At 62.7% G+C, this 22,635-nt stretch carries 19 protein-coding genes; 12 read left to right on the forward strand and 7 right to left on the reverse strand.

Going from position 1 to position 22,635, the window contains the following annotated elements; all coding sequences use genetic code 11:
- The first annotated feature begins 1 nt into the window (after position 1).
- From J2D75_RS01160 to J2D75_RS01185, 6 genes are read left to right on the forward strand one after another with little or no spacing between them, the layout of a single operon-like run.
- The gene (locus J2D75_RS01160; RefSeq protein ID WP_207851938.1) at positions 2-1,705 is read left to right on the forward strand and encodes a hypothetical protein; all 1,704 of its coding nucleotides are present in this window, start codon (positions 2-4) and stop codon (positions 1,703-1,705) included.
- Positions 1,702-2,730, forward strand: a complete 1,029-nt coding sequence (locus J2D75_RS01165) for a hypothetical protein (RefSeq protein ID WP_207851940.1) — start codon at positions 1,702-1,704, stop codon at positions 2,728-2,730. Before J2D75_RS01160 ends, J2D75_RS01165 begins: the two co-directional genes overlap by 4 nt.
- A complete protein-coding gene (locus tag J2D75_RS01170; protein ID WP_207851942.1) occupies positions 2,727-3,281 on the forward strand; it encodes a hypothetical protein in 555 nt (184 codons plus the stop codon). Before J2D75_RS01165 ends, J2D75_RS01170 begins: the two co-directional genes overlap by 4 nt.
- Positions 3,278-4,456, forward strand: a complete 1,179-nt coding sequence (locus J2D75_RS01175) for a hypothetical protein (protein ID WP_207851943.1) — start codon at positions 3,278-3,280, stop codon at positions 4,454-4,456. Before J2D75_RS01170 ends, J2D75_RS01175 begins: the two co-directional genes overlap by 4 nt.
- Positions 4,456-5,952, forward strand: a complete 1,497-nt coding sequence (locus tag J2D75_RS01180; RefSeq protein ID WP_207851945.1) for an NADH-quinone oxidoreductase subunit D-related protein — start codon at positions 4,456-4,458, stop codon at positions 5,950-5,952. The genes J2D75_RS01175 and J2D75_RS01180 overlap by 1 nt, the downstream gene beginning before the upstream one ends.
- A 54-nt stretch (positions 5,953-6,006) precedes the next feature.
- A complete protein-coding gene (locus tag J2D75_RS01185) occupies positions 6,007-6,510 on the forward strand; it encodes an NADH-quinone oxidoreductase subunit B family protein (protein WP_207851947.1) in 504 nt (167 codons plus the stop codon).
- Positions 6,511-6,519: 9 nt separating this feature from the next.
- Here the strand turns inward: J2D75_RS01185 and J2D75_RS01190 are convergent, their stop codons facing one another.
- From J2D75_RS01190 to aroB, 6 genes are all read right to left on the reverse strand, one after another.
- Complete coding sequence (locus J2D75_RS01190; RefSeq protein WP_207851949.1) at positions 6,520-7,416, reverse strand: CDP-alcohol phosphatidyltransferase family protein; 897 nt, start codon at positions 7,414-7,416, stop codon at positions 6,520-6,522.
- A gap of 8 nt (positions 7,417-7,424) precedes the next feature.
- Positions 7,425-8,114, reverse strand: coding sequence for a phosphatidylserine decarboxylase (locus tag J2D75_RS01195; RefSeq protein ID WP_207851951.1), 690 nt, complete (start codon positions 8,112-8,114; stop codon positions 7,425-7,427).
- Positions 8,115-8,141: 27 nt separating this feature from the next.
- A complete protein-coding gene (gene alaS, locus J2D75_RS01200) occupies positions 8,142-10,784 on the reverse strand; it encodes an alanine--tRNA ligase (RefSeq protein ID WP_207851953.1) in 2,643 nt (880 codons plus the stop codon).
- A 148-nt stretch (positions 10,785-10,932) separates the two neighbouring features.
- Complete coding sequence (locus J2D75_RS01205) at positions 10,933-11,394, reverse strand: GtrA family protein (RefSeq protein WP_207851955.1); 462 nt, start codon at positions 11,392-11,394, stop codon at positions 10,933-10,935.
- A gap of 111 nt (positions 11,395-11,505) precedes the next feature.
- Positions 11,506-12,603, reverse strand: a complete 1,098-nt coding sequence (locus J2D75_RS01210; RefSeq protein ID WP_207851957.1) for an OmpA family protein — start codon at positions 12,601-12,603, stop codon at positions 11,506-11,508.
- 350 nt (positions 12,604-12,953) lie between these two features.
- Entirely contained in the window at positions 12,954-14,687 is a 1,734-nt protein-coding gene (gene aroB / locus J2D75_RS01215; RefSeq protein ID WP_207852791.1) for a 3-dehydroquinate synthase, read from the reverse strand.
- A gap of 90 nt (positions 14,688-14,777) precedes the next feature.
- Here aroB and J2D75_RS01220 point away from each other — a divergent pair, with 90 nt between their 5' ends.
- From J2D75_RS01220 to J2D75_RS01230, 3 genes are all read left to right on the forward strand, one after another.
- Positions 14,778-15,023 carry a hypothetical protein gene (locus J2D75_RS01220; RefSeq protein WP_207851959.1) on the forward strand — a complete coding sequence of 82 codons (246 nt, stop codon included), beginning with the start codon at positions 14,778-14,780 and terminating at the stop codon, positions 15,021-15,023.
- Between the two features lie 46 nt (positions 15,024-15,069).
- A complete protein-coding gene (locus J2D75_RS01225; protein ID WP_207851962.1) occupies positions 15,070-16,026 on the forward strand; it encodes a tyrosine recombinase in 957 nt (318 codons plus the stop codon).
- Positions 16,027-16,110: 84 nt separating this feature from the next.
- On the forward strand, positions 16,111-17,067 hold the full coding sequence (locus tag J2D75_RS01230; protein ID WP_207851964.1) for an acetyl-CoA carboxylase carboxyltransferase subunit alpha: 957 nt from the start codon (positions 16,111-16,113) through the stop codon (positions 17,065-17,067).
- Positions 17,068-17,175: 108 nt separating this feature from the next.
- Here J2D75_RS01230 and J2D75_RS01235 read toward each other — a convergent pair whose 3' ends face one another.
- Positions 17,176-17,934, reverse strand: a complete 759-nt coding sequence (locus J2D75_RS01235; RefSeq protein WP_207851966.1) for a competence/damage-inducible protein A — start codon at positions 17,932-17,934, stop codon at positions 17,176-17,178.
- Positions 17,935-18,086: 152 nt separating this feature from the next.
- Between J2D75_RS01235 and J2D75_RS01240 the strand changes: the two genes are divergently transcribed.
- The 3 genes from J2D75_RS01240 to J2D75_RS01250 are packed head-to-tail and all read left to right on the forward strand — an operon-like array spanning position 18,087 to position 22,606.
- Positions 18,087-19,712: a lysine--tRNA ligase gene (locus J2D75_RS01240; protein WP_207851967.1), complete on the forward strand. Its 1,626-nt coding sequence runs from the start codon at positions 18,087-18,089 to the stop codon at positions 19,710-19,712.
- Positions 19,713-19,731: 19 nt separating this feature from the next.
- Complete coding sequence (locus J2D75_RS01245; RefSeq protein WP_408736729.1) at positions 19,732-21,822, forward strand: lysylphosphatidylglycerol synthase domain-containing protein; 2,091 nt, start codon at positions 19,732-19,734, stop codon at positions 21,820-21,822.
- Positions 21,823-21,871: 49 nt separating this feature from the next.
- The gene (locus J2D75_RS01250; protein ID WP_207851969.1) at positions 21,872-22,606 is read left to right on the forward strand and encodes a MarC family protein; all 735 of its coding nucleotides are present in this window, start codon (positions 21,872-21,874) and stop codon (positions 22,604-22,606) included.
- Positions 22,607-22,635: the final 29 nt, after the last annotated feature.

Genomic DNA, 22,635 nt, shown 5'->3' on the forward strand with positions numbered 1-22,635 from the left:
CTTGCTCATATGTGGCCTGTTGCTGTGCCTGCTGGGGGCTGGCCTGCTCGACGTGGTGCCGGAAGAAGCCTTCCGCCACCGAGGGGGGGCGTTCCTGCGCTGGCGTGGTCTTGTGCGGGGGGGGCTGTGGGCGGCCATAGGGTGCATGGCGCTGGCGGGTGCCGTGGCGCGGGTGAATGGGGTTTTGTCGTGGTTTCCCCTTTTCGGAGTGGATGGCCCGGCTTTGCCCATGTTGAGCGTGCTGTCCATTGCCGGAGGGATTGTGGGTGTGGGGCGGCGTGGGCTGGTCTGTGTGCTCGCGGCTCTGGGCCTGCTGGCGCTGTCCCCGCTGGTTTTCTGCCTGCTGGCTGGTACTGCACTGGCTTTGCTGGCCCGTAGCGGCGGGCGTGGGCTGTGTCTGCCTTTTGCTGTGCTGCCTGCCTGTGTGCCAGCCGACAGCATTTTGTCGGTGCCGCTGCTGGCACTCAGCATTGTGCAGACAGGCCATGCCGTGGGGGAGCAAAAAGGCCCCGTGGCGGTGGTGCCAGCCTTTGTGGGTATTTTCCTGCTTGGTCGTCTGCTGGCGGAAACAGGAACCGTGCCTTTTGTGCAGCAGGCGTTGATGTTGGTCTGTGCAGGCTGGGTGGCGTGGCGGAGCAGTATGCAGGCCTTGCGGGCGGAGCAGGCATGGCGCGTGGCTTCTGGGCTGACGGGGGCATGGTATGGCGGGGCCTGCATGGTGCTGGTTCTGGCGCTGGCCTGCGCGCTGGATGGAGCCGATGCTTTTGGCGCAACCCTGCGGCTGGCCATGGGGGCGCCCGTTGTGGGGCTGGTGGGCTTGTTATGGCTGAGTGTTTCCATGCACGGCCCACAGGGAGAGGCAGTCTGGCAGACCGCAGGTTCTGGCACCGGGCGGGCATGGGAGCGCTGGGCGCTGTGGGGAACGATGCTGCCTGTTTCGGCTATGCCGCCACTGGGTGGGTTTACGGTTTTGTGGAGCCTGCTGGTGGCTTCGGATTATTCCGTGCAGGGCGCTTCGCCTGCTACGGCACTGGGTATGGTGGTGTTTGCTGGCTTCCAGATCATGATGGCGGTGCTGTGCGCAGCGGGCCTGCTTCGTGCGGGGGCGTTGATGCGTGGCGGGTGCTGGATTAATGGCGGCCTGCCAGCCAGCCTGTGCGCGGGTATGGCATGCCTGCTGTCCGTTGTGCCGGGTCTGTGGCTGTCTGTTGCCGATACGCTGGTGGTGGGGGATAGCGCGCCGGGTCTGTCGTTGGGCGGGCTGTTTACGGTGCGGCCTGCGGCGGGGGAAAGCACATTGGTGCCCGCCCTGTTGCTGCTGGCGCTAGCTGCTGCGGCCGGGCTGACGATACTGGTGGCAAGGTTTGCAGGGGTATCGTTGCACAATGGCGCGGGGCATGTGGTGCCGCCATGGCGGCAGGGAGCGCCGGTTTATACCCCCACACCGGAGAGTGCAGAACAGGGCCGCATGGCCCCGGTTTTACCGTTTTCTCAGGCCGGTGCCATGCTGTGCGGTCTGCATGGGGGCGGTAGGGCATGGCCTCTGCCACGGCTTTCAGCAATGCCTGTGCGTGTTGCCGTGCTGTCGCGTTATGGGCGGCGGTGGTTGTTTCGGGCGGTAGCGTGGAGCGAGGGGCACGGCATGGTCTTGCTGGTTCTGTTGCTGGGAGCCGGGTTGTTGATGGGGCTGTTTTTCGGCGCATGAATGGGGAGCTGACATGGGGGTGGGCTATTGGCTGCACTCTGGCGCTTTTGGTGCAGGTTACCCTTCTGGTGCTGGCGGCTCCTTTCTTTGCCGGGTTGACGGAATGGGTTGCCGCCCGGTTTGAGGGGCGCAGCGTTGTGGCTGTATCAGCCCGCTGGCGTGAAATCCGCCATCATGGCGGCAGACCCTGCCTGCGCACGCCAGTAGGGCAGGCTGCGGGTATGGCCTGCCGGGCCGCACTGGTGCTGGGGGTGCTATCCTGTGCGTTGGTGCCGGTTTTTAGCGTGTCGGCTCCTGGCTTTGTCGCGCCGGGACTTTTTCTGGTTTGCTGCGTGCTGGTGGCGGGTATGTTGCTGCTTGATCTGCCACAGACCCTCCAAGGGGGTGTGGCAGCATGGTGGGGCTGCGCGCAGCTTTTGGCCGATGGCCTTGTGCTGCCGGTTCTGGCGCCGGTCGCTCTTCTAGCTGGAACAACCCGGAGCCTGCCGGTTTTTCTGGCTGGCGTGCATGGAGCATCGCCCATGCTGGATGGCGCTCCTTATGTGCTGGCCGGGTTCGCGGTTTTCATGGTGGTGGTGCTGGCTCCGTGGGGCGCGGAGGCAGAACTCCGCATGGCGGGTCTTTCCGGCCCGGACAGGGCCATATGGATGCTGGCCTCTGATTGCCTGAGCCTGTGCTGGGTGACACTCGCGGGTGATCTGGCCTGGGCAGGCAGTCTGGCCAGCCCCGCTCTGGGCGATGGGCAGGATTGGCTATCGGGTTGTGCGCTGGGCGTTGTGCTGTGGATTGGCAAAGTGCTGGCGGCGGCTGTCCTGCTCGGGCTTTCCCGGTTGGTGGTGCTGACAGCCCGCAGGCGTGCGCGTGTCCGGCTGGGGGTTATTTTTCTGTTCGGGCTGCTGGCTTGGCAAATGACATGGGCAGCAGCCCCCCAGCCCGTGGTGCTGGATGAAGGCTCGGCGGCCCCTGCGGTGGAACAGCCGCAGTCCAGACAGGATCAGGGCGCGGTAAATGGAGAACTGTCATGACCCTCGCGGCTGTTCTGGCGGCACTTCTGGCTCTGGGCGTTGTGGCGCGTGGTGTGGGTTTTCTGCCTGCGATGGGGTGTGTGGATGCTCTGGCCATGCTGGTGAGCGGCCAGCCGCCACTGGCACAGGGTGGGGCCGTGCTGGCGGTGCTGCTGGGTGTGGCACCTAGCCTTTTTCTCTCTCGTTATCAGGCGGATACCACCCCGGAGGGACAGCAGGCTGCACTACCGCCCTTTCTGGCTCTGGGGTTGATGGTGTTGTTGCTGCTGGCTGGGTCGCGGGTACAGGCGGGGCAGTTTCCGGCTGGGTTGTGCATCGGGGTGGCGGGGCTGGTCAGTGTTGCCTGCAGGCGCGGTATGGTCTGGCAATGGGCGGGGCTGCTGACCTGCGCACAGGGGGTGCTGCTATCTGCTGTTATGGCGCAGCAGGTTATGGCCTTTGTTGCGGGGGTGCTGGGCGGGCTGGTGGTGCTGGCGCTGGGGGCATTGTGCGCACACCGTGTGTTGCCGCGCCGGGTGCGTAGCCAGCCGAGAGGAAAAAAAGCGCAATGAGGTTTGAGGACTTCACGGTTTTTCTGGCGGCTCTGGCCTTTGTCTGGCCTTTTCTGGGGGCGGTGGGCGTTTGTCTGGCTCCGACCGAGCGTAGCCGCGATGTGGCGTTGTGGATGGCTGGTCTGGGCTGCGCCCTTGCCGTGGCGGTTTTCGTTTTTCCCGCGACAGGGGGCGCTTCAGCCGGTTGGGAGGATGACCCCGTGCAACGGGCCGGGCGTGTCATGCTGGCGCTGGGCCTGTGGGTGACGGTGCTTGAACAGGGTGTGTTCCGCGAAAAACTACTGCGGAGCGTTCCGCATGTTTCTACCGCTCTGGCGGGTTTGGGGTGTGTGGCGGCTCAGGCCGCGATTGGTCTTGGCATCCTGTTTCTGGCGATGGCGTGGGGTGTGTTCGTGTTCATGCGCCCGGCGGGGCAGGCGCTGGCAGGCTGGCAGATAGGCCGTACGGCGGGTGTCGGGCTGTTTCTGGCGCTTGCCGGACTGACGCTGCCCCCACACGGGCTGACAACCGGGCTGGTTCTGGCCTGCGGGCTGGTTATCATGACCGGGCTGCCCCCGTTTTGTATCCCTGCGCGAGACGGTGTTGGTGCGTTGCTGCTGGTGCCTTTTGCAGGTGCCGCCCTGCTGCTGGCCATGCGGCTGCGGGCCTATGGTGGTGGTGGGTTTGAGATGGCGCTGGTGGTGGCTGGGCTGGTTTCGGTCTGGACGACCGCCTGCCTGCCCGGTAAGGCCCGCACGCCAGAAGACAGGGGCCGGGCTTTTCGGGGTTTTCCTGTGGCGTTGGCATTGATGGCGGTGGGCGTGGGGGCAGATGTCGCGGCCCTGCTGCTGTTATGCGGCTGGTGTCTGGCGGGAGGTAGCCGGGCCGGGCAGGGCTGGGCGGCGCGTGCACTGGCCTGTTTTCCGCCCGGTGCGCCTTTTGTCGGGTGCCTGCTTATGCTGTCTGTTCTGGTGGACTGGTCGTGGGAACTGGCCTTGCTGGCAATCGCAGGAGTGTTGCTGGGTATAGCCCGTGCATGGCCCGATACCTCTGCCCACACGATGCTTGGCATGGGGGAGCAGGGCTTGGGCTTTGGGGATATCTGGCCGGATGACCGTGCGGGGCGTCTGGCTTTTGTGGTGCTGGCCGGGATGGGCTTTCTGGTGCCGCTGGCCATGATGCTCGGGGCTTTCTGATGGGAGCGGTAGACCTGATCCGCGCGGGAGAGCCAACCCCGTCAGCCTGGCGTTTCCGGTTACATGAACTGGCATGGCGCGACCTCGTGGAGGCGCTGCGGACTGACCCGCTGCCTTTTTGTGGCCTGTGGTGCGATGGCGCAGACATGCACGCCCTGTTTATCCTGCGTGATGCGCCTCTGGCGGTAACGCTGGTGCTGGAAGATGGGCGCTACCCCGCACTTTCTCCTGCGCGGGAGGTTTCTACCCTGTATGAGCGGGCCGCGTATGATCTGTATGGGGCAGAAGCTATGTGGGCGCGTGATGTGCGGCCCTTGCTGGATCACGAGGTTTGGCCGTGTTCCACCCCTCTGGCTGGGCAGCCCGGTGTCAGCGAGGCCCGCACGGGGTTGGTGGCGTTCCAGCCATCGGAAAAATTCGTGGCGGCAACCGGGCCGGTCGATGGATGGGGGCCAGCCTCGGGAGGCGTGGCGCCACCGTGGCATGTGGCGTTTACCCAGTCAGGTGGGGTGATCGGGCTGGCAGAGAGCCAGAGCGGCTATGCCCATAGGGGCTTGGCCCTGCGCTGGCGAGGGAGCCGGGCGGAGGAGGCCTGCCGCCTGAGCGGGCGGCTGGTCGCCGGGCAATCGGTTGCGCATCAGACTGCGCTATGCATGGCGGTGGAAAACGCCTGCGGCCATGTCGTGGGGGAGAAGGCGTCTCAGGCGCGTGTGGCATTGCTGGAAATGGAGCGCGTGCTCCATCACCTCTACACACTGGCGGATATGGCCGAACGAGCACAGGCTCCTTTGGTGGCAGCGCATTGCATGATGCTGCGTGAGACCATGCTGGAGCAGATCAGCCCCGTAACTGGTTCGCGCCTGCTGATGGATTGCTGTCGCCCCGGTGGCGTGCATCTGCCTCAGGCCGAACAGATGGGAGCTTTGTGTGACAGCCTGGCCCGTATGGGGCTGGCGGGTCATCCTGCCTTGCAGGAACTGTGGGACAGTTTTCCCGGCCTTGCCGCGCGGTTGACAGGGTTGGGTGTAACACGAACTGAAGATCTGGCGCGCGTGGGGCTTGAAGGCCCGGTAGCCCGTGCGGCCGGGCAGGACTGCGATACCCGTCGCCTGCTGGGCCTGTATGACGGCCTGTGGCGTTACACGGCAGGCCGGCAGAATGGTAGTGCGGCCGACCGTGCCCAGTTGCTGCTTGATGAGATTGCGGAAAGCCTGACCCTGCTGGCCAAACTGGCAGTGCATCTGGGCGATGCAGCACCCGGTCGGGAAACCCTGAGCCTGCCGGATGCCGAGGGCATGGCGATGGTGGAAGGGCCGTGGGGGCGCGTAGCGTACTGGGTGTGGCTGCATCAGGGGCGTCTGGCGCAGGTGTTCTGCCACAACCCTGCGGCAGCTGCTCTGCTGGTGTTTGAGGAAGCCATCAAGGGCCAGCCGGTTGAAGACCTGCCGCTTCTGGCCTGTTCGCTAGGCGTGAATGCTGCGGCGCTGGATGGTTGAGCGCGGGCGACAGGTGGCCCATAGGGCTGGCATGGCAGGAACAGGAGCCGTGGTATGAGGTTGATCCGGGCTGTACTGAGTGTCGCCTTTCGCCAGAGCATGACCACCATGAAACCGGCAGGGCGTGGTGGGCCGCTGATGCTGTTTCATATTGAAACGGGTGGCTGCGGGGGGTGCGGTATGGAGCTGCGAGCTCTCGCCAGCGCACCATATGATCTGGGAGGGGCCGGTTTCGGGCTGGCAGGCACGCCAGCGGGGGCTGATATGTTATTGGTCAGCGGCCCGCTCACTCGCATGATGGCACCTGTGTTACAGGCTGCATGGGAGGCTATGCCCGACCCGAAAGGGATTATCTGCCTGGGCGATTGTGCGCTGGATGGTGGCGTATTTGGCGAGAATTATGCAACGCTAGGCGGTCTCGAACGCCATGTGACGATAGACCTGCGCCTGCCGGGCTGCCCACCCACACCGGCGGATGTGCTGGCGGGGCTGGCGAGCCTGCTCGGGGGTGGTGTTCAGGAAAGCATGCCCCGGTCTGATACCGGGGGGAGTCTGTGATCTGCTGTTTTAGGAGCCTGCGTGTTCAGGCTCTTCATCACGCAGGGATTCCGCCGCACGTTTGAGCTTTTGGAAGCTACGGCGGCTGAGTGGGAGCAGCACCATATAGATGATCCCGGCTGCAGCCAGCGCACCCCACGGATCGGCAATCAGCACGATCACGTAAATACCCGTACCCAGCATCAGGGGTAGGACATACTGCACCGGCACCTTGAAGTTCTTGAAAGACCAGACAGGCAGGGTCGAGACCAGCAGAATGGCTGTGCCTGCCAGTGTCAGGCTGGGCAACCACGGCATGCGTGTAAGGGCGTACAGCCAGTCTATGTTCAGTTTCTGTGCTTCAAGACCCAGAAACAGCGGGAATAGCGCAAGACCCGCTCCGGCGGGCGCAGGTACCCCGGTAAAGAAGTTGCTGGCGTATTTGGGTGTATCGTCCTCGCCATCCAGATTGGCGTTAAATCGCGCCAGCCGCAGCGCCATGCACACGGTAAACAGCATGCAGGGCAGGAAAGCGTAGCGGTTGCCGTCTTTTAGCGCCCAGAAATACAGCAGAAAAGACGGGGCAACGCCGAAACAGACAAAATCCGAGAGGCTGTCGAACTCTGCGCCAAAGCGGGTGGAACCGCGCAGCATGCGGGCGATACGGCCATCCAGCCCATCTATAAAAGCGGCAATCAGCAGGGCCGCTGCCGCAGCCTGAAAGCGGCCATCCACGGCAAAGCGCATGCCGTTCAGCCCGGCGCACAGCCCCAGCATGGTGAGAATGTTGGGGATAAGCCGATTGAAGGAAGGGCCCCTGATTTGCCTGCGTTTACGCCGCTTGCGCCGGTGGTCCGGGCGAGGGGTGGCAGGGGGCTGGCCAGCAAGGGCTGGCACAGGATCGGGGCGTGGGGGCTGTGTCGTCATGTGAGCGATCAGAGACGCGCCATAACCGTTTCACCGCCGACCATGGTCTGGCCAACGGCCACCAGCGGCTCGACACCCGGCGGCAGATACAGGTCTGTGCGGGAGCCAAAGCGGATCAGCCCGAAGCGTTCACCGGCTTCCAGCCTGTCGCCTTCCTTGACGGAGCAGACAATCCGGCGCGCGATCAGCCCGGCAATCTGCACCACGGCCAGCATCCGGCCATCGGGCAGGGTCAGGCTCAGGGCATTACGCTCGTTCTGTTCGGAAGCCTTGTCCAGACTGGCGTTCAGGAACAGGCCGGGATGATAGGCAATGCGGGTTACGGTGCCAGCGGCGGGCATGCGGTTTACATGCACATCCAGCACGGACAGGAAGGTGGCAATCCGCCAGACCGGGGCTGTGCCCATGTCCAGTTCCTTGGGGGGGGCCACTTTCTCGATCGAGACAATATGCCCATCTGCCGGAGCTACGGCCACATCGCTGCGGGCGGGAGTTACGCGCTCGGGGTCGCGGAAGAAATACAGGCAGAAGCCAAAAAAGCCGAGGCCCGCATGGCCTGCGCGGCGCAGCATCGGGCAGCGCAGGCGGGCGCCCGCCAAGTAAGCCAGTGTCGTTGCTACGCCCGAAGCCAGCAGGAACGGCTTAGCCTCAGGGTGCGGACGGGATACGACAAGCTTCAGAGATGATAACAGGGACATAACGCTCTCCTTACCTGATCACGCGGATCAGGCCAGTTCCTTCAGGGCTTCGCGCACGGCGGCAAAGGCGGCATCCGCCGCTTCGCCATCGGGGCCACCGGCCTGTGCCATGTCGCGCCGCCCGCCACCGCCCTTGCCGCCCATGGCAACACTGGCGGCACGCACCAGAGCTACGGCATCGGCTTTTTCGGCTGCGGGGGCTACCGCTGCGACAACGCTGCCTTTGCCATCAGCGGTGGAAATCAGCACCACCACATCGGCCTCGCCCTGCTTGAGAATGGTTTCAGCCAGTCCCTTGAGTTCACGCGCGGGTGTTTCGCCCACATTGCGGGTTGCCAGACGGAATGCCCCAATCTGCTCCACGCCTGCGGCGGCTACGCTGCCTGTGGCAAGCTGGCGCTGCAGATGGGCAATCTGGCGTTCCATTGCACGGCGCTCTTCCAGCAGGCTGGCAAGGCGCTCGGGCGCTTCGTTCACGCCTACCTTCATCATGGCGGCCATCTGGCTCAGGCGCTGCTCATTGGCAACGGCAAGGCTTTCGGCCGCTTTGCCTGCAACGGCTTCAATGCGGCGCACGCCAGCGGATACACCGCTTTCCGCCACGATCTTGAACTGGCCAATATCACCCGTACGCTCAACATGGGTGCCGCCGCACAGTTCCATCGACCATGCGTTGCGGTTTTCATCGCCCGCACCCATGGAGACCACGCGCACTTCATCGCCGTATTTTTCGCCGAACAGGGCTGTTGCCCCTTCTTCCACGGCTTCATCCGGGGTCATCGAACGGGTGACGACGCTGGCATTCTCGCGAATACGTTCATTCACCTCGGCTTCCACAAGCGCCAGTTCCTCAGCCGTGATCGGGCGGGGCTGGCTGATGTCGAACCGCAGGCGGTCAGGCGTGTTCAGGCTGCCTTTCTGCGCCACATGCGCGCCAAGGTGGCGGCGCAGGGCTTCATGCAGCAGATGTGTGGCCGAGTGGTGTGCGCGAATGGCAGACCGGCGCGTGTGGTTGACATCGGCTGTCACCGCCATACCGGGGCGCAGCGTGCCCTGTATGATGGTGCCGTAATGCACGATCAGATCGCCTGCTTTTTTCTGCGTATCGGTGACGGCGATTTCCAGACCAGCGGCGCGCAGGGTGCCGGTATCACCAGCCTGACCACCGCTTTCGCCATAGAAAGGCGTCTGGTTGAGCAGAATGGCGACTTCCGCCCCTACCGTGGCTTCCGGTACGAAAGCATTGCCTGCGATAATGGCCTGCACTTCGCCATCTGCCAGCTCGGTCGAATAGCCAAGGAATTCGGAGGCGCCAAAACGGTCGCGCGCTTCAAACCAGATGGTTTCAACCGCAGCATCCCCCGAGCCTGACCACGCGGCGCGGGCGCGCTGGCGCTGGATGGTCATGGCTTCCTCAAATCCGCTCACATCCACATCATGGCCGCTACCGCGCAGGGCGTCCTGTGTCAGATCAAGCGGGAAGCCGAATGTGTCATACAGGCGGAAAGCTACATCGCCGGGCAGGGCTGCGCCGGGCACCAGACGGGATTTTTCTTCGTCCAGCAGGTGCAGGCCACGTTCCAGCATGGCTTTGAAGCGTTCTTCCTCGCCCCGCATGGTTTCGCGGATCAGGGCTTCGCCATGCACCAGTTCGGGATAGGCGGTGCCCATCTGCTGGATAAGCGTCGGCAGCAGCTTGAAGAAAACCGGGTCTTTAGTCCCCATCATGTGCAGGTGGCGCATGGCGCGGCGCATGATGCGGCGCAGCACGTAACCCCGTCCGTCCTTGGAAGGCAGTACGCCATCAGCAATAAGGAACGCGGTCGAACGTAGGTGGTCGGCCACAACCCGGTGGCTGGATTTGAACTTGCCGTCCACGGCTTCGTGCGTCAGGTCGGCAGAAGCCTGCGTGAGGGCGACAAAGGTATCAGTATCGTAGTTGTCGCGCTTGCCCTGCAGAATGGCGGCAAAGCGTTCCAGACCCAACCCGGTGTCGATGGACGGGCGGGGCAGGGGGGAGCGTACGCCCGGCGGGTCTTCGAAATACTGCATGAACACGAGGTTCCAGATTTCAACAAACCTGTCGCCGTCTTCATCCGGGGAGCCGGGGGGGCCACCCGGAACATCCGGGCCGTGATCGTAAAAGATTTCCGAGCAGGGGCCGCACGGCCCCGTGTCGCCCATGCGCCAGAAGTTATCGGAGGTGGCAATGCGGATAATCCGGCTGTCATCCAGCCCGGCAATGCTCCGCCACAGAGCTGCGGCTTCCTCATCCTCGGCAAAAACCGTGACCAGCAGTTTTTCCTTGGGCAGGCCAAACCCCTTGGTGACCAGTGTCCAGGCCAGTTCAATCGCTTCGGCCTTGAAGTAGTCGCCAAAGGAGAAGTTGCCCATCATTTCAAAAAACGTGTGGTGCCGGGCTGTGTAACCGACATTGTCCAGATCGTTATGCTTGCCACCGGCGCGTACCACTTTCTGCGCAGTGGTTGCGCGAGAGTAAGGGCGGGTTTCCTGTCCGGTGAAAACGTTCTTGAACTGCACCATGCCCGCATTGGTGAACAGCAGCGTCGGGTCGTTTCGCGGCACGAGAGAGGACGAGGCGACGATCTGGTGTTCTTTGCTGGCAAAATATTCCAGGAAAGCGGTGCGGATTTCGTTTGTTGTCAGCATGGCGTGGGGCTGGAAGTCCTGAAACGGGTTGGTGCAAGGCGGGATGCCAAAAACGGGACGGCAGGCCTCCGTGCCCTGACGGAACCTGTGATGGTCGAATATCTGCCCTAGCTGTAGCGCAGCCGCGCTTTCTCCGAAAGAGGCAGCATTATGACTGCCCGGATGCGCTGCCTGCGGGGGGGGAGGGTTTACGGTCGTGGAAGACCAGCTTCTGGCTGAGTTTGAAATTAGAGAGAAGCCCCGCCAACGTGCCGGCCGCCAGAGCAACCACCGGATGGCGCGCGCAGAACGGGAATAGGAAGAACAGCGAGAAAACGACCCCGCGGTTCAGGAAAAATCCCAGACTGTTGGCCCACAGAAAGCGTAGCCATTGCATGAATGGGTGGTGGTGCAGTCCGTGTCCGCGGAATGTCCACAGGCGGTTGAGCAGCCAGTTAAGGGTGGCCGCGACAAAATAGGCAAGAAGGGTGGCGGCTGTCAGCCCGATCAGTGGGCGCAGCGTATAAACAACCGTGTTGTCCCAGACGAATCCGAGAGAGCCGATAACCCCGAACTTGAACAGCGGCGCGAAGCGGCCCTGTCCTCTCAGGCTGGAAAAAAGAGAGCGCATGGTAAGGCCAAGTATGGCGTGAAAGCCCGAACCAGAAAAGGCGGATAAAAAAAAGAGGCGCCCGAAGGCGCCTCTTTCCGCGATTTCCGGTTAGACCGGAAAGCGAACCAATCAGTGGAGGATGATTTCCACGCGACGGTTCTGGGGTTCGCGGGTGTTGGGGCCGGTCGGCACCAGCGGGTGGGCTTCGCCGTAACCGTGGATGTCGATCGCGGTTGCCGGAACGCCATCGCGCACCAGTTCAGCCTTCACGCTGTTAGCACGACGCAGGGACAGGCCCAGGTTGTACTTTTCGCCGCGGGGGCCGGGGTGAGCGGAGGAGTTATCGGTGTAACCGTTAACTTCGATGCGGGTCGTCTGAACGTGGGTGGAAGCCTGAGCAGCTTCAGCCACGATCTGGCGCGCACGGGCGGTCAGGTCAGCCTTGTCCCAATCGAAGAACACCAGGTAGGAGCGTGCGGGCAGCGGAGCCGGAGCCGCAACCACAGCCGGAGCCGGCGGCGGGGGCGGGGGAGCCGTATCGAAAGCGTAGCGCAGGCCAACCATGAACAGGTGGTTGAAGCGATGATCAACGCCGACGTTGCCGCCATTGCTGTCGCTGAACGCACCGTTACGGAACGTGCCGGGCTGGCCGATCATGCGGTACTGAGCCGTGACCTGGAAGCCGGGGATGCCCGTGTCAAATGCCGCACCGACGATGCCCTGATAGGCGAAGCCGCCAGTCGTGCCGCTGATGTTGCCCGAACGGACGGACGATGCGTAGCTGACCTGTTCGTGCGTCCACAGGTAACCGGCACCAACACCGACGAACGGCGTGACGGGAACATCGATACCGAACTGCTTCAGGTCAATGTCATACAGGACGTTGACGAAGCCGCCGTAGGAGGAGTCCTTGCCGTTGCCAGACGCGTTCGTTGAGGGAGCCTCACCGATCGTGCCACCGCCAACGTTGGAACGCAGGTAGGTGCCTTCAACTTCAGCGCGCAGGCCGTTGCCGAAGCCCCAGCCGAAGGAGGCGTAGCCCGTCCAGCCGGTCTTGTGGCTGATGGACTGGGAGCTGCCCGTGGGGCCGACATGGGCGTGCTGGGTCTGGGTCAGGTCATAACCGCCGCCCAGATCGACATACGGACCAGTAATGGTGGTGGCCGAGGCAACAGCCGGTGCCGCTGCCATCAGTGTCGTTGCAAGTAACGCCGTGCGGAGACGCATTCTTTTCGTCCTCAATATATCATCTGTTTCGACTTGCCCGCCAACCATTCGGCGGACAGGCCCAGCTAGATGCCTTAAAACGGTATAGAACCATTGGTTCCAAAAGAGGAACCCGGCGGCCCCTACTGTTTGACACTACAAGTCATCAGCGTGGTTTATCTGCAACAGTTCATTTCGTTGGCTGAATATGTCCCTGTTGCATAGCCGTGCGGCATCAATATCGTGGGTATTCATTAACATATTGCAAACGCAACTGTTCCGCCCCTCTCTCGTGTTCCTTTAAGGCAGAATTGCGGCAGGGTGACATTTTTGCCGCGATCCCGGAAAAAGCTGGCGGATTTCATGTAATTTTAAGGGGTTGCACCATCCGCCAGCAGCACGTCCTGTACAGCCTCGGCGGGCACATCGCGCGTGGTGAAAGCCTTGCCGATTCCGTGCGCCAGCACAAAGGACAGGCGTCCGTCCTGCATTTTCTTGTCGCGCTGCATGTGGGCCATCAGATCCGGCATGCGGAAACGATAGGGCAGATCACTGATATGTGCGGGCATGTTCAGGCTTTCGAGATGATTCGTAACGCGAATCAGATCCTCGCGTGGGCAGAATCCAAGCCTGACAGAGAGGGAGAAGGCCAGTGTCAGACCGATGGACACGGCCTCGCCATGCAGCAGGCGACCATCGTATCCAAGTTCGGCTTCCAGTGCGTGACCGAACGTATGGCCTAGATTAAGCAGGGCGCGGCCATTGCTTTTCTGTTCCTCCCGCTCATCAGCCGCGACCACATCCGCCTTGAAAGCGCAGGCCTGACGCACGGCTTCGGCCAGCGCTTCGGGGTCGCGTGAGAGTACGGCAGCGCCATGTTTTTCGCACCATGCGAAAAGGGATTCCTGTCCGATCAGGCCCGACTTCACAATTTCGGCATAACCGGCCACCAGTTCGCGGCGCGGCAGGGTGGCGAGGGAGGAAACATCAGCCAGCACGGCAAGCGGCTGGTGAAAGGCTCCTATGAGGTTCTTGCCCCAGCGCGAGTTAATTCCCGTTTTGCCGCCAACGGAGGAATCGACCTGCGAGAGCAGCGTGGTGGGAATCTGGACAAACGGCAGGCCACGCAGCGTGGTGGCGGCCACAAAACCTGCCAGATCACCCACAACCCCACCGCCCAGTGCGATAATGGCGGTGCGGCGCTCCACACCTTCTTCCAGAATGGTGTCCACCACGTTTTGATATGTGGCCCAGCATTTGGTCTGCTCACCGGGGGTAACCGTGATGGTGCGGGCCTCGATTCCGGTTTCCTCGAACGAGGCGAGCAGCCGGGGCAGGTAGAGCGGGTTTACGGTCTCGTCGGTAATGACGATCACGTTCCGGCGCGGCAGTAGTGGCGCCAGCAGAGCACCAGCACGGCTGATGAGGTCAGCGCCGATCACCACATCGTAGCGGCTTTTTTCCAGTACAACGGGCAGGCGCAACGGGCGACGCGACAGGGCCAGCGCTTCCATGACGCGTGTTGTTGTATGCTCCACGTTATTGTCTCCACAATCGACCGTCACATCGGCTTCGGCATAGACCGGGTGGCGGATGGCAATCAGTTTTTCCAGCACATCCCGGGGGGATGCGGCATTCAGCAAGGGGCGGTGCGTGCGCCCGGCAACGCGGCGCAGCAGCACGGGCAGCGGGCAGCGCAGCCAAACCGAAATAGCGTGTTCGCGCACCAGCGTGCGGGTGTCAGCAGCCATGAAAGCCCCACCCCCCGTGGCCAGCACCATGGGCGGGCCTTCAAGCAGGCGGCGAATGACCCGGCGCTCTCCATCGCGGAAGGCGGCCTCGCCATACAGGCGAAAGACATCGGCAATGGAGCAGCCTGCAGCGCGCTCTATTTCTGTATCGGCATCCACGAAGGGCAGGCCAAGGCGTGCTGCCAGCATGCGGCCAATGGTGGTTTTGCCAGCTCCCATCAGGCCAACCAGCACGATGCTGCGGCCAGTCTGGAGCAGGCCGGGGCCATGGGTGCGGACAATACGCTCAAGGTTGAGCGGAACGGGCGGCGGATCCGTTGTTTCAGGTTGGGGAATGGAGATACGTGATGACATGGGGCTTAGCTTAACATAGAGCAGGGGGAACACACCTACGGTATCTGTCGTGACGCTGTCTGTCATGATGTCTGTTTCTGGGAGCTGGTAATGGGGCGCGGTATTCTGGCTATTGTCGCGGTTGTTTTCCTGGGCGTTCTGGGGGGCGTGGTGGTGCTGGGCCTTAATGCCCACGCGCCTGAGCAGCAGGCTGTGCATCGGACACTCCCGCTGCCTCAGCAGGAAGCGCCAGCCCCCGCTGCGGCACTTGTTCCGGTCGTGCCCACTGGCCCTGCGGTTGCGCCGAACGTGTCCAGCTCGGCCCCCGCGCAGTCAGCAGACCCGTCCGCCGAGTAACCATGCCCGGCCTGACCGCGCTGCGTAGCCATGATGGCACTGTGGGATGAGACCCGATCTGTCCGGCATGGATCTGTTTTTGGAAATGCTGGCCGCCGAACGGGCGGCCGCTCCTAATACGCTTGCCGCCTATGAGGCTGATCTGCTGTCCTGCGCCCAAAGCTTGGCCGGACAGGGGGAAGCGCTGAGGGACGCCACGGCGGAAGGTCTGCGGAACTGGCTGGCTGATCTGGCGGCGGAAGGGCAGGCCCGGCGCAGCGTTGCGCGGCGGCTGTCCTGTATCCGCCAGTTCTATCTGTTTCTGCTGCGTGAAGGGCTGCGCACGGATAACCCCGCCGCCAATCTGGATACGCCCCGCCCGGAACGCTCCCTGCCCGGTTTTTTATCCGAGTCGGACGTATTCGCGCTGCTGGAGGCCTGCCCCGCCCCGGAGGGCGCCTCGGCCGCCCGCATACGGCGCGGGCAGGTGGCGCTGGCGGCACTGGAACTGCTTTACGCCTCAGGCTTGCGTATTTCCGAGTTGCTATCCCTTACCCGTGTGGCTCTGGCGGGGGAGGGGCAGACCCTGATGGTACGCGGTAAAGGCGGGCGCGAGCGGCTTGTGCCTTTATCTGATAGTGCGCGTGAGGCTGTCAGAGCCTTGATGGAAACAGACAAGACGCTGGGGAGCCCGTTTCTGTTTCCCGGCCGCAACCCCATGCAGGCCATGACGCGTCAGGCTTTTGACCGGATTCTGCATGATGTGGGACTGAAAGCCGGGCTGGACCCCGCGCGGCTTTCTCCTCATGTGCTGCGTCATTCCTTTGCGACTCACCTGCTGGCCCATGGGGCGGATTTACGGGCGTTGCAGATGTTGCTGGGCCATGCCGACATCGCCACCACCCAGATTTATACCCATGTGCAGACAGAGCGCCTGCGTCAGGCCGTGACGGCATGCCACCCGCTGGCCCAGTCAGGCGGGGAGGACGGGGTAGAGGGCGGAAAACCGCCACCTGCCGGGTAGAATGTGCCGTAGGGAGCGTTAAAAACGCATGCCTGTGCATGATAGAGGCTTGGTTTTCGGCGGCATTGTGCTATCGGCTGTGGCATGCGTCAGTTCCTGGATTTTGAAAAGCCCGTCGCCGAACTTGAGAACAAGATCGACGAACTGCGGCAGATGGCTGACCCCGAAGGGGTCAACATTGAAGAAGAAACGGCCCGCCTTTCAGATAAGGCGGAAAAGCACCTGCGCACGATCTACGCCAAGCTTACGCCTTGGCAGAAAGTGCAGGTTGCCCGCCATGCGCAGCGTCCGCACACGCAGGACTACATCAATGCGCTGGTGAGCGACTTCACCCCGCTGGCTGGTGATCGGCTGTTTGCTGATGACAAGGCCATTATCGGCGGGATGGGGCGCTTTGGCGGCACGCCGGTGATGGTGATTGGCACCGAGCGTGGCTCGGACCTTGAAACCCGTCTTGCCCATAACTTCGGCATGGCCCGGCCTGAAGGCTATCGCAAGGCCCAGCGCCTTATGCAGCTCGCCGGACGTTTTGGCCTGCCGATTCTCACCTTTATCGACACCGCAGGCGCATGGCCCGGTATTGATGCGGAGCAGCGTGGGCAGGCAGAGGCGATCGCCAGTTCCATCGCGACCTGTTTCGATGCTCCCGTACCGCTGATTGCCACCGTTATTGGTGAAGGCGGGTCTGGTGGGGCCGTGGCGCTGGGCGCGGGGGATAAGGTGTTCATGCTGGAACATGCCATCTATTCCGTGATTTCGCCCGAGGCCTGTGCCTCCATCCTGTGGCGTGATCCCAAGCAGGCCAGTACAGCGGCGGAAACGCTGCGGCTGACAGCGCAGGATCTCAAGCGCCTTGGGTTGATTGACCAGATTATTCCAGAACCGATTGGCGGCGCCCAGCGCGATCCCGCAGCGGCTATGGCGTCGGTTGGCAAGGTTCTGGGCGAAGCGTTGCAGGAACTCCAGCCGCTGGCTCCCGAACGTCTGCGTGAACTGCGCCGCGAGAAGTTTCTCGCCATGGGCCGCGAAGCCCTGCACTGACTGTTTAATCCCGATTGGATAGGCCCGCGTTGATAAAGACGCGCGCTTATTCCAGTCGGGGCTAGTCAGGCCCGGCCGCTCTATGGCGGCCAGTAACAGCCTCTATCCTTATTGACGCAGCGGTTCACCCTCTATGGGTGTGCCGCCCTTGGCACTGATCAGGTCGTGAATTTCCTGCGCAGCCTGTCGGACATCATTTTCATCCTGTCCTTTGGCTACCAGAGCCACGCCCCGGTAGCCGTCTTCGCGGTGGAAGGGGTACGAGCCGATATCCAGATCCGGGTGGCGGGTCTGTATGGCTTCCAGCCCCTCGGCCAGCGTGCCCTCGTAGAGTGATGTGCTGTGCCATGTGCGCGAGAAGACCGGAGCACCACGCTGGAGTGTCGGGGCCAGTTCATCAAACATCGCGCGCATGATGCGGGGTACGCCCGCCAGCACATGCACGTTGCCGATTGTAAAGCCGGGAGCGTGAGAAATGGGGTTGGCAATCGGTACGGCCCCACGTGGCAGATGCGCCATGCGCTGGCGGGCCGCGTTGAAATCGGTATGGCTGAAATAATCGCTCAGTAGCGCAAAGGTGGGTGGGTGGATTTCCCACGGCACACCAAACGCCTCGGCCACACAGGGGGCGGTTATATCGTCATGGGTGGGGCCGATGCCGCCGGTCGTGAAGACCTCGTCATAAGCCGCGCGCAGCTCGCTGACCGTGCGGATAATGGTTTCACGGATGTCGGGAATAACCCGGATTTCGCGCAGCGGAATCCCCAGTTCGCCTAGCCTCAGGGCCAGAAACTGGATGTTGTCGTCGCGCGTGCGGCCGGACAGGATTTCGTTGCCGATCAGGATCAGGGCAGATGTACGGCGCATGGGCAGGCGGGATCCTTTGCAGTGGGCTGTCCGGGTTGGGCGAGGATAAACGGCTGGCGCGGGTGGTCAATGGGGAGGAAAAAATGCGCCATGCCCCGTAGGGGGTGTGTTTTTGCATTGACCGGGCGCGGAGCAGTTCATAGCTTCCGCCCATGTCAGACAGTCGTACAGCCCCCCTTTCCGATCTCCCGCGTGCATGGCCTTTCGAGGAAGCGCGTAAACTGGCCGAACATGTGTCCACACGCGGCAACGCCAGTGGTGGAGATGATGCACGGCCCGCCCTGCTGGAAACCGGCTATGGCCCCTCAGGGCTGCCGCATATCGGCACATTTGGCGAGGTAGCGCGCACATCATGGGTGCGTCAGGCCTATACGGCGCTGACAGGCCGCCCTTCGCGCCTGCTGGCCTTCTCGGATGACATGGACGCCCTGCGCAAGGTGCCCGACAACGTGCCCCAGCGCGACATGCTGGAAAAATTCATCGGCCAGCCGCTCTCGCGCGTGCCTGATCCGTTTGGCACGCACGAGTCGTTTGCTGCCCATAACAACGCACGGCTATGCGCGTTTCTTGATAGTTTCGGATTCGAATACGAGTTCGCTTCCTCCACCGCCTATTACGCCTCGGGCCGGTTCGATGCCGCCCTCAAGCGCGTGCTGGAAGTGCATGAGGAAATTCTGGACGTGATCCTGCCCACGCTGGGGGCCGAGCGCCGCGCCACCTATTCGCCTGTGCTGCCTCTGCACCCGCGCACGGGTGAGGTCATGCAGGTGAAGATGGATGCCATGGACCCCGTGGCAGGCACCGTGCGCTGGACCGACCCCAGCACGGGCGAAGTGTTCGAAACCCCCGTAACCGGTGGCCACGCCAAGATGCAGTGGAAGGCCGACTGGGCCATGCGCTGGTACGCGCTGGGTGTGGATTATGAAATGTCGGGCAAGGATCTGATCGACAGCGTGCGGTTGTCGGGGCGGATCTGCAAAATTCTGGGTGGTACGCCGCCTGCAGGGCTGACCTACGAGCTGTTTTTGGATGAACAGGGCCAGAAAATTTCCAAGTCCAAGGGCAATGGTCTGTCGGTTGAGGAATGGCTGCGCTATGCCCCGCCCGAAAGTCTTGGCCAGTTCATGTTCAACCAGCCGCAGCGTGCCAAGCGGTTGTATTTCGATGTCATTCCCAAAACGGCGGATGAATATCTGGCCCATGTGGATAAGGCTCTGAGCCTACAGGCCGAGAACCCCGCAGGTGCGGAACTGCGGGCCAACCCGGCATGGTTTATCCTGCGCGGGCAGGTGGGAACCGAGGCCGCAAGCCCGGTGCCGTTTGGCATGCTGCTCAACCTTGCCAGTGTGGCCAATGCGGAAACACCCGAGGTGCTGTGGGGCTTTATCCGCCGGTATGATGCGGCGGTTTCGCCCGAAACCCACCCCATGCTGGCGGCCATGGTGCGCTATGCGGTGGCGTATTATGCGGATTTTGTCAGGCCCGCCAAAACCTTCCGCGCCCCGAGCGAGCAGGAACGCGCAGCCCTTGTCGATCTGGCGGACGTGCTGCGGGGGTACGAGGCCGAAGCGGCCGATGCCACAACCTTGCAGAACGCGGTGTTCGAGGTAGGCAAGCGCCATGCTTTCGAACCCCTGCGAAGCTGGTTTGGCTGCCTGTATGAAGTGCTGCTGGGGCAGAAGGAAGGGCCGCGGTTCGGTGGGTTTGTCGCCCTGTATGGGGTGCGTGAAACCATCGCCCTGATCGAAGCGGCCCTCCTGCGCGACCGGCAGGACTGAACGGGGCCGCCTCTGCATGATCCAGCGCGCGCCATTGCCACCAGAGCAGCAGGATATGGACCGGAACACCCCGCCAGACCTGCACTGCGAGGCTGGGGGTGTCCGTCGGTGGCTCAGGCACCTGCCCGCCCTGTTGGGGCTGGTGCTGATGGTGGCGGCTATCGGGGTGGTGTGGCACGAGGTGCGGCACCTGCACATGTCCGATATCCGTCAGGCCATGGCGGGTATCCCGACATGGCAGATGATTCTGGCGGCTGCCTGCACGCTGCTTTCGTATTTTGTGCTGTCTTTTTACGACAGGCTGGCCCTCATTCAGGTGGGCTATGGGCATCTGCCTTTTCGCCGCGCGGCGTTTGCGGCGTTCTGTTCTTACGTCCTGTCTCATAATCTCGGCTTTTCGGCCGTATCCGGCGCTGCGGTGCGTTACCGCCTGTATCGCAACTGGGGGGTGGATTCCTTCGCCATAACCCAGATTATTGCCTTCTGCTCAGCCACCTATCTGCTGGGGGCGGCAGCCCTTATCGGCGCGGTGCTGATCTGGGAGCCGTCCATGCTGCCCGGCATTGGCGGGCGCCTGCCGTCAGGGCTTCTGGCGGTGATTGGTGGCGGGTTGTGGGTAATGGTGGGGCTGTATATCGGGCTGGCTTTCCGTCTGCCCAGCGTGTGCGTGCGGCAGTGGCGGGTTAACCTGCCTTCGCCGCGCATGGCCCTGCTGCAAACGCTTGTCGCCACGGCAGAAGTCGCGGCCACCGCCAGCATTGCCTATGTTCTGCTGCCTGCGGATGCAGGGGTGGATTTCGGGTCTTTTCTGGCGATCTATATCGCGGCTTACACGGCGGGGCTGGTGGCCAGTGTGCCGGGTGGGCTTGGGGTTTTTGACGGCGTTATGCTGCTGGCGCTCGGGCCGTATATGGCCGCGCCGCGCATTCTGGGCGTTATTCTTATTTTTCGCCTGTTTTACTACATTATACCGCTGTTTGTGGCCGGGCTTATGTTCGCAGGGCATGAGCTGTTCCTGCGGGGTGATGCCGCCTTGGCGCGTAAGAACAATGCCGATCTGTCTGGCTCGGCGGCTGTTACGCGCAGGCCCAGTCAGGTTGTGCGCGAGAGCGAGGCGACATTCTCGGTGGCTGTGGCAACCGGCACGGTTTCGCTCTGTGGGGTGCTGCTGATCGGCCTTGTCCTGTTTGACCATGCGCCGGGGCAGTCCATGCTACCCGATAGTCTGGCTGGTGTGCTGCATCTGGGTGGCACGTATCTGCTCTCGCTGCTGGGGGTTGCGCTCATCAGCATGGCCATAGGGCTTTCGCAGCGGGTGACGCTGGCCTGGCGGGGCGCGCTGGCGCTGCTGTTACTGGCTACGGTGCTGACATTCCTGCGTGGCAACATGGTGTTCGTGCCTGTCGTGCTGGGGCTGTCCACACTGTTCATCGCGCCGTATCGCGCCTGTTATTATCGCCATGCCCGTCTGCTGAGCGAGCCGCTTTCAACCAGCACCTTGCTGTCGCTGCTGCTGTTACTGGGCTGCGTGGTGGCGCTGGCCACGCGGGATGACCTTTCGGCAAGCTGGTGGCAGATGGTTTTTGCGTCGTCCATGCGGGGTTCTGCCCGCTGGACGGTAGCGCTGGCCGTGCTGCTGGCGCTGGTGATTGTGGGGCGGCTGCTCTGGCCTGCCCGTGTTGCCGTTTCGCCCTGGGGGGATGATGCGCTGCAACGCTACCACGCCCTGCCTCATGCGCTGGCTGACATGACGGCGTTTCAGCCCGAAGGCTATGTGATGGGCGAGGCGGGTGAGGCGATGATCCCGCTGCGGGTATTAGGGGGCTTTCTCGTCGGTCTGGGTGATCCTGCGGGGGATGAGGTAGACAGCATTTCGGCTATCTGGCGGCTGCGCGATCTGGCGCTGCAACAGGGGCTGAAGCCTGCCTTCTGGTGTGTGGGCGAGCCGTTTCTGCGGATTTATGACGATATTGGTCTGAGCATCTGGCCAGTAGGGGATGAAAGCGGGTTAAGTTTCTGTTATCCTCCGGCGGATATTGGGGTGGCCTCACAGCATGCCCGGCTTTACCGGGAGCAGGGTAAGGCCGAGAGAGCGCATCCTTCTTCCTGATTTTTACGTCAGGTCAGGCGGCATTCGGCATGGGAGGCCGCGGCGGTCAATGAGCGTTCTGGGCGTGTTTTCTTCGGCGGCGGTTCATACGACCACATCGGCCTTTCTGCTGGCATTTCCGGCCCTGTTTTCCATCGTCAACCCGTTTGGTGCGGCGCTGATTTTCGCGCAGGCTACCGAAGGGCGTTCGCAGACGGAAATTCAGGCGCTGGCGCGTCTGGTCTCCTTTTATTCCTTCATGCTGCTGATTGTCTCGCTCTGGTTTGGCGGGGCGGTGCTGGCGTTTTTCGGCATTACGGTCAGTGCCTTGCGGGTCGCGGGCGGGCTGGTTGTGGCTGTGAGCGCATGGGAGCTGTTGCAGCGGCCTGAAAGCAACGAGGCGCGTAAGGAGCGGCAGGCCTTGCAGGATGGCCGCACCGTGCAGACACCCAATTGGTCGGACAGCGCGTTTTTTCCGCTGGCCATGCCCTTTACCGTTGGGCCGGGCACCATTGCGGTGGCGATTGCGCTGGGTTCAACCAACCCGGTTGATTCCTCGCCATGGGCATATGGGGTGGGGATCAGTCTTGGGGCTGTCGGTGTGGTGCTGCTGGTCTGGGTGGCCTATTCCAGCGCGGAAAAGCTGGTGACCATGCTCGGGGTAACCGGTACGCGCATTGTCAGCCGTCTGGCTGCGCTGGTGCTGCTGTGTATTGGTGTGCAGATTATGGCCGCAGGGATACAGGGCTTCGCGCTCGATATCTGGCAGCATATGAGCCGGAGCGTTTCAGCCGCGCGGGGCTGAGGCTCCGCCCGGTATGGGGCAGGAGCCAC

The organism is Acetobacter suratthaniensis (genome assembly GCF_017377745.1).
Lineage (GTDB): Bacteria > Pseudomonadota > Alphaproteobacteria > Acetobacterales > Acetobacteraceae > Acetobacter > Acetobacter suratthaniensis.

Coding starts and splice junctions, on each gene's coding strand:
- J2D75_RS01170 (WP_207851942.1), top strand. CDS start 2,727: ATGACCCTCGCGGCTGTTCTGGCGGCACTTCTGGCTCTGGGCGTTGTG.
- J2D75_RS01185 (WP_207851947.1), top strand. CDS start 6,007: ATGAGGTTGATCCGGGCTGTACTGAGTGTCGCCTTTCGCCAGAGCATG.
- J2D75_RS01220 (WP_207851959.1), top strand. CDS start 14,778: ATGGGGCGCGGTATTCTGGCTATTGTCGCGGTTGTTTTCCTGGGCGTT.
- J2D75_RS01180 (WP_207851945.1), top strand. CDS start 4,456: ATGGGAGCGGTAGACCTGATCCGCGCGGGAGAGCCAACCCCGTCAGCC.
- J2D75_RS01235 (WP_207851966.1), bottom strand. CDS start 17,934: ATGCGCCGTACATCTGCCCTGATCCTGATCGGCAACGAAATCCTGTCC.
- J2D75_RS01195 (WP_207851951.1), bottom strand. CDS start 8,114: ATGTCCCTGTTATCATCTCTGAAGCTTGTCGTATCCCGTCCGCACCCT.
- alaS (WP_207851953.1), bottom strand. CDS start 10,784: ATGCTGACAACAAACGAAATCCGCACCGCTTTCCTGGAATATTTTGCC.
- J2D75_RS01190 (WP_207851949.1), bottom strand. CDS start 7,416: ATGACGACACAGCCCCCACGCCCCGATCCTGTGCCAGCCCTTGCTGGC.
- J2D75_RS01210 (WP_207851957.1), bottom strand. CDS start 12,603: ATGCGTCTCCGCACGGCGTTACTTGCAACGACACTGATGGCAGCGGCA.
- J2D75_RS01175 (WP_207851943.1), top strand. CDS start 3,278: ATGAGGTTTGAGGACTTCACGGTTTTTCTGGCGGCTCTGGCCTTTGTC.
- J2D75_RS01205 (WP_207851955.1), bottom strand. CDS start 11,394: ATGCGCTCTCTTTTTTCCAGCCTGAGAGGACAGGGCCGCTTCGCGCCG.
- J2D75_RS01225 (WP_207851962.1), top strand. CDS start 15,070: ATGAGACCCGATCTGTCCGGCATGGATCTGTTTTTGGAAATGCTGGCC.
- aroB (WP_207852791.1), bottom strand. CDS start 14,687: ATGTCATCACGTATCTCCATTCCCCAACCTGAAACAACGGATCCGCCG.
- J2D75_RS01165 (WP_207851940.1), top strand. CDS start 1,702: ATGAATGGGGAGCTGACATGGGGGTGGGCTATTGGCTGCACTCTGGCG.
- J2D75_RS01250 (WP_207851969.1), top strand. CDS start 21,872: ATGAGCGTTCTGGGCGTGTTTTCTTCGGCGGCGGTTCATACGACCACA.
- J2D75_RS01230 (WP_207851964.1), top strand. CDS start 16,111: ATGCGTCAGTTCCTGGATTTTGAAAAGCCCGTCGCCGAACTTGAGAAC.
- J2D75_RS01240 (WP_207851967.1), top strand. CDS start 18,087: ATGTCAGACAGTCGTACAGCCCCCCTTTCCGATCTCCCGCGTGCATGG.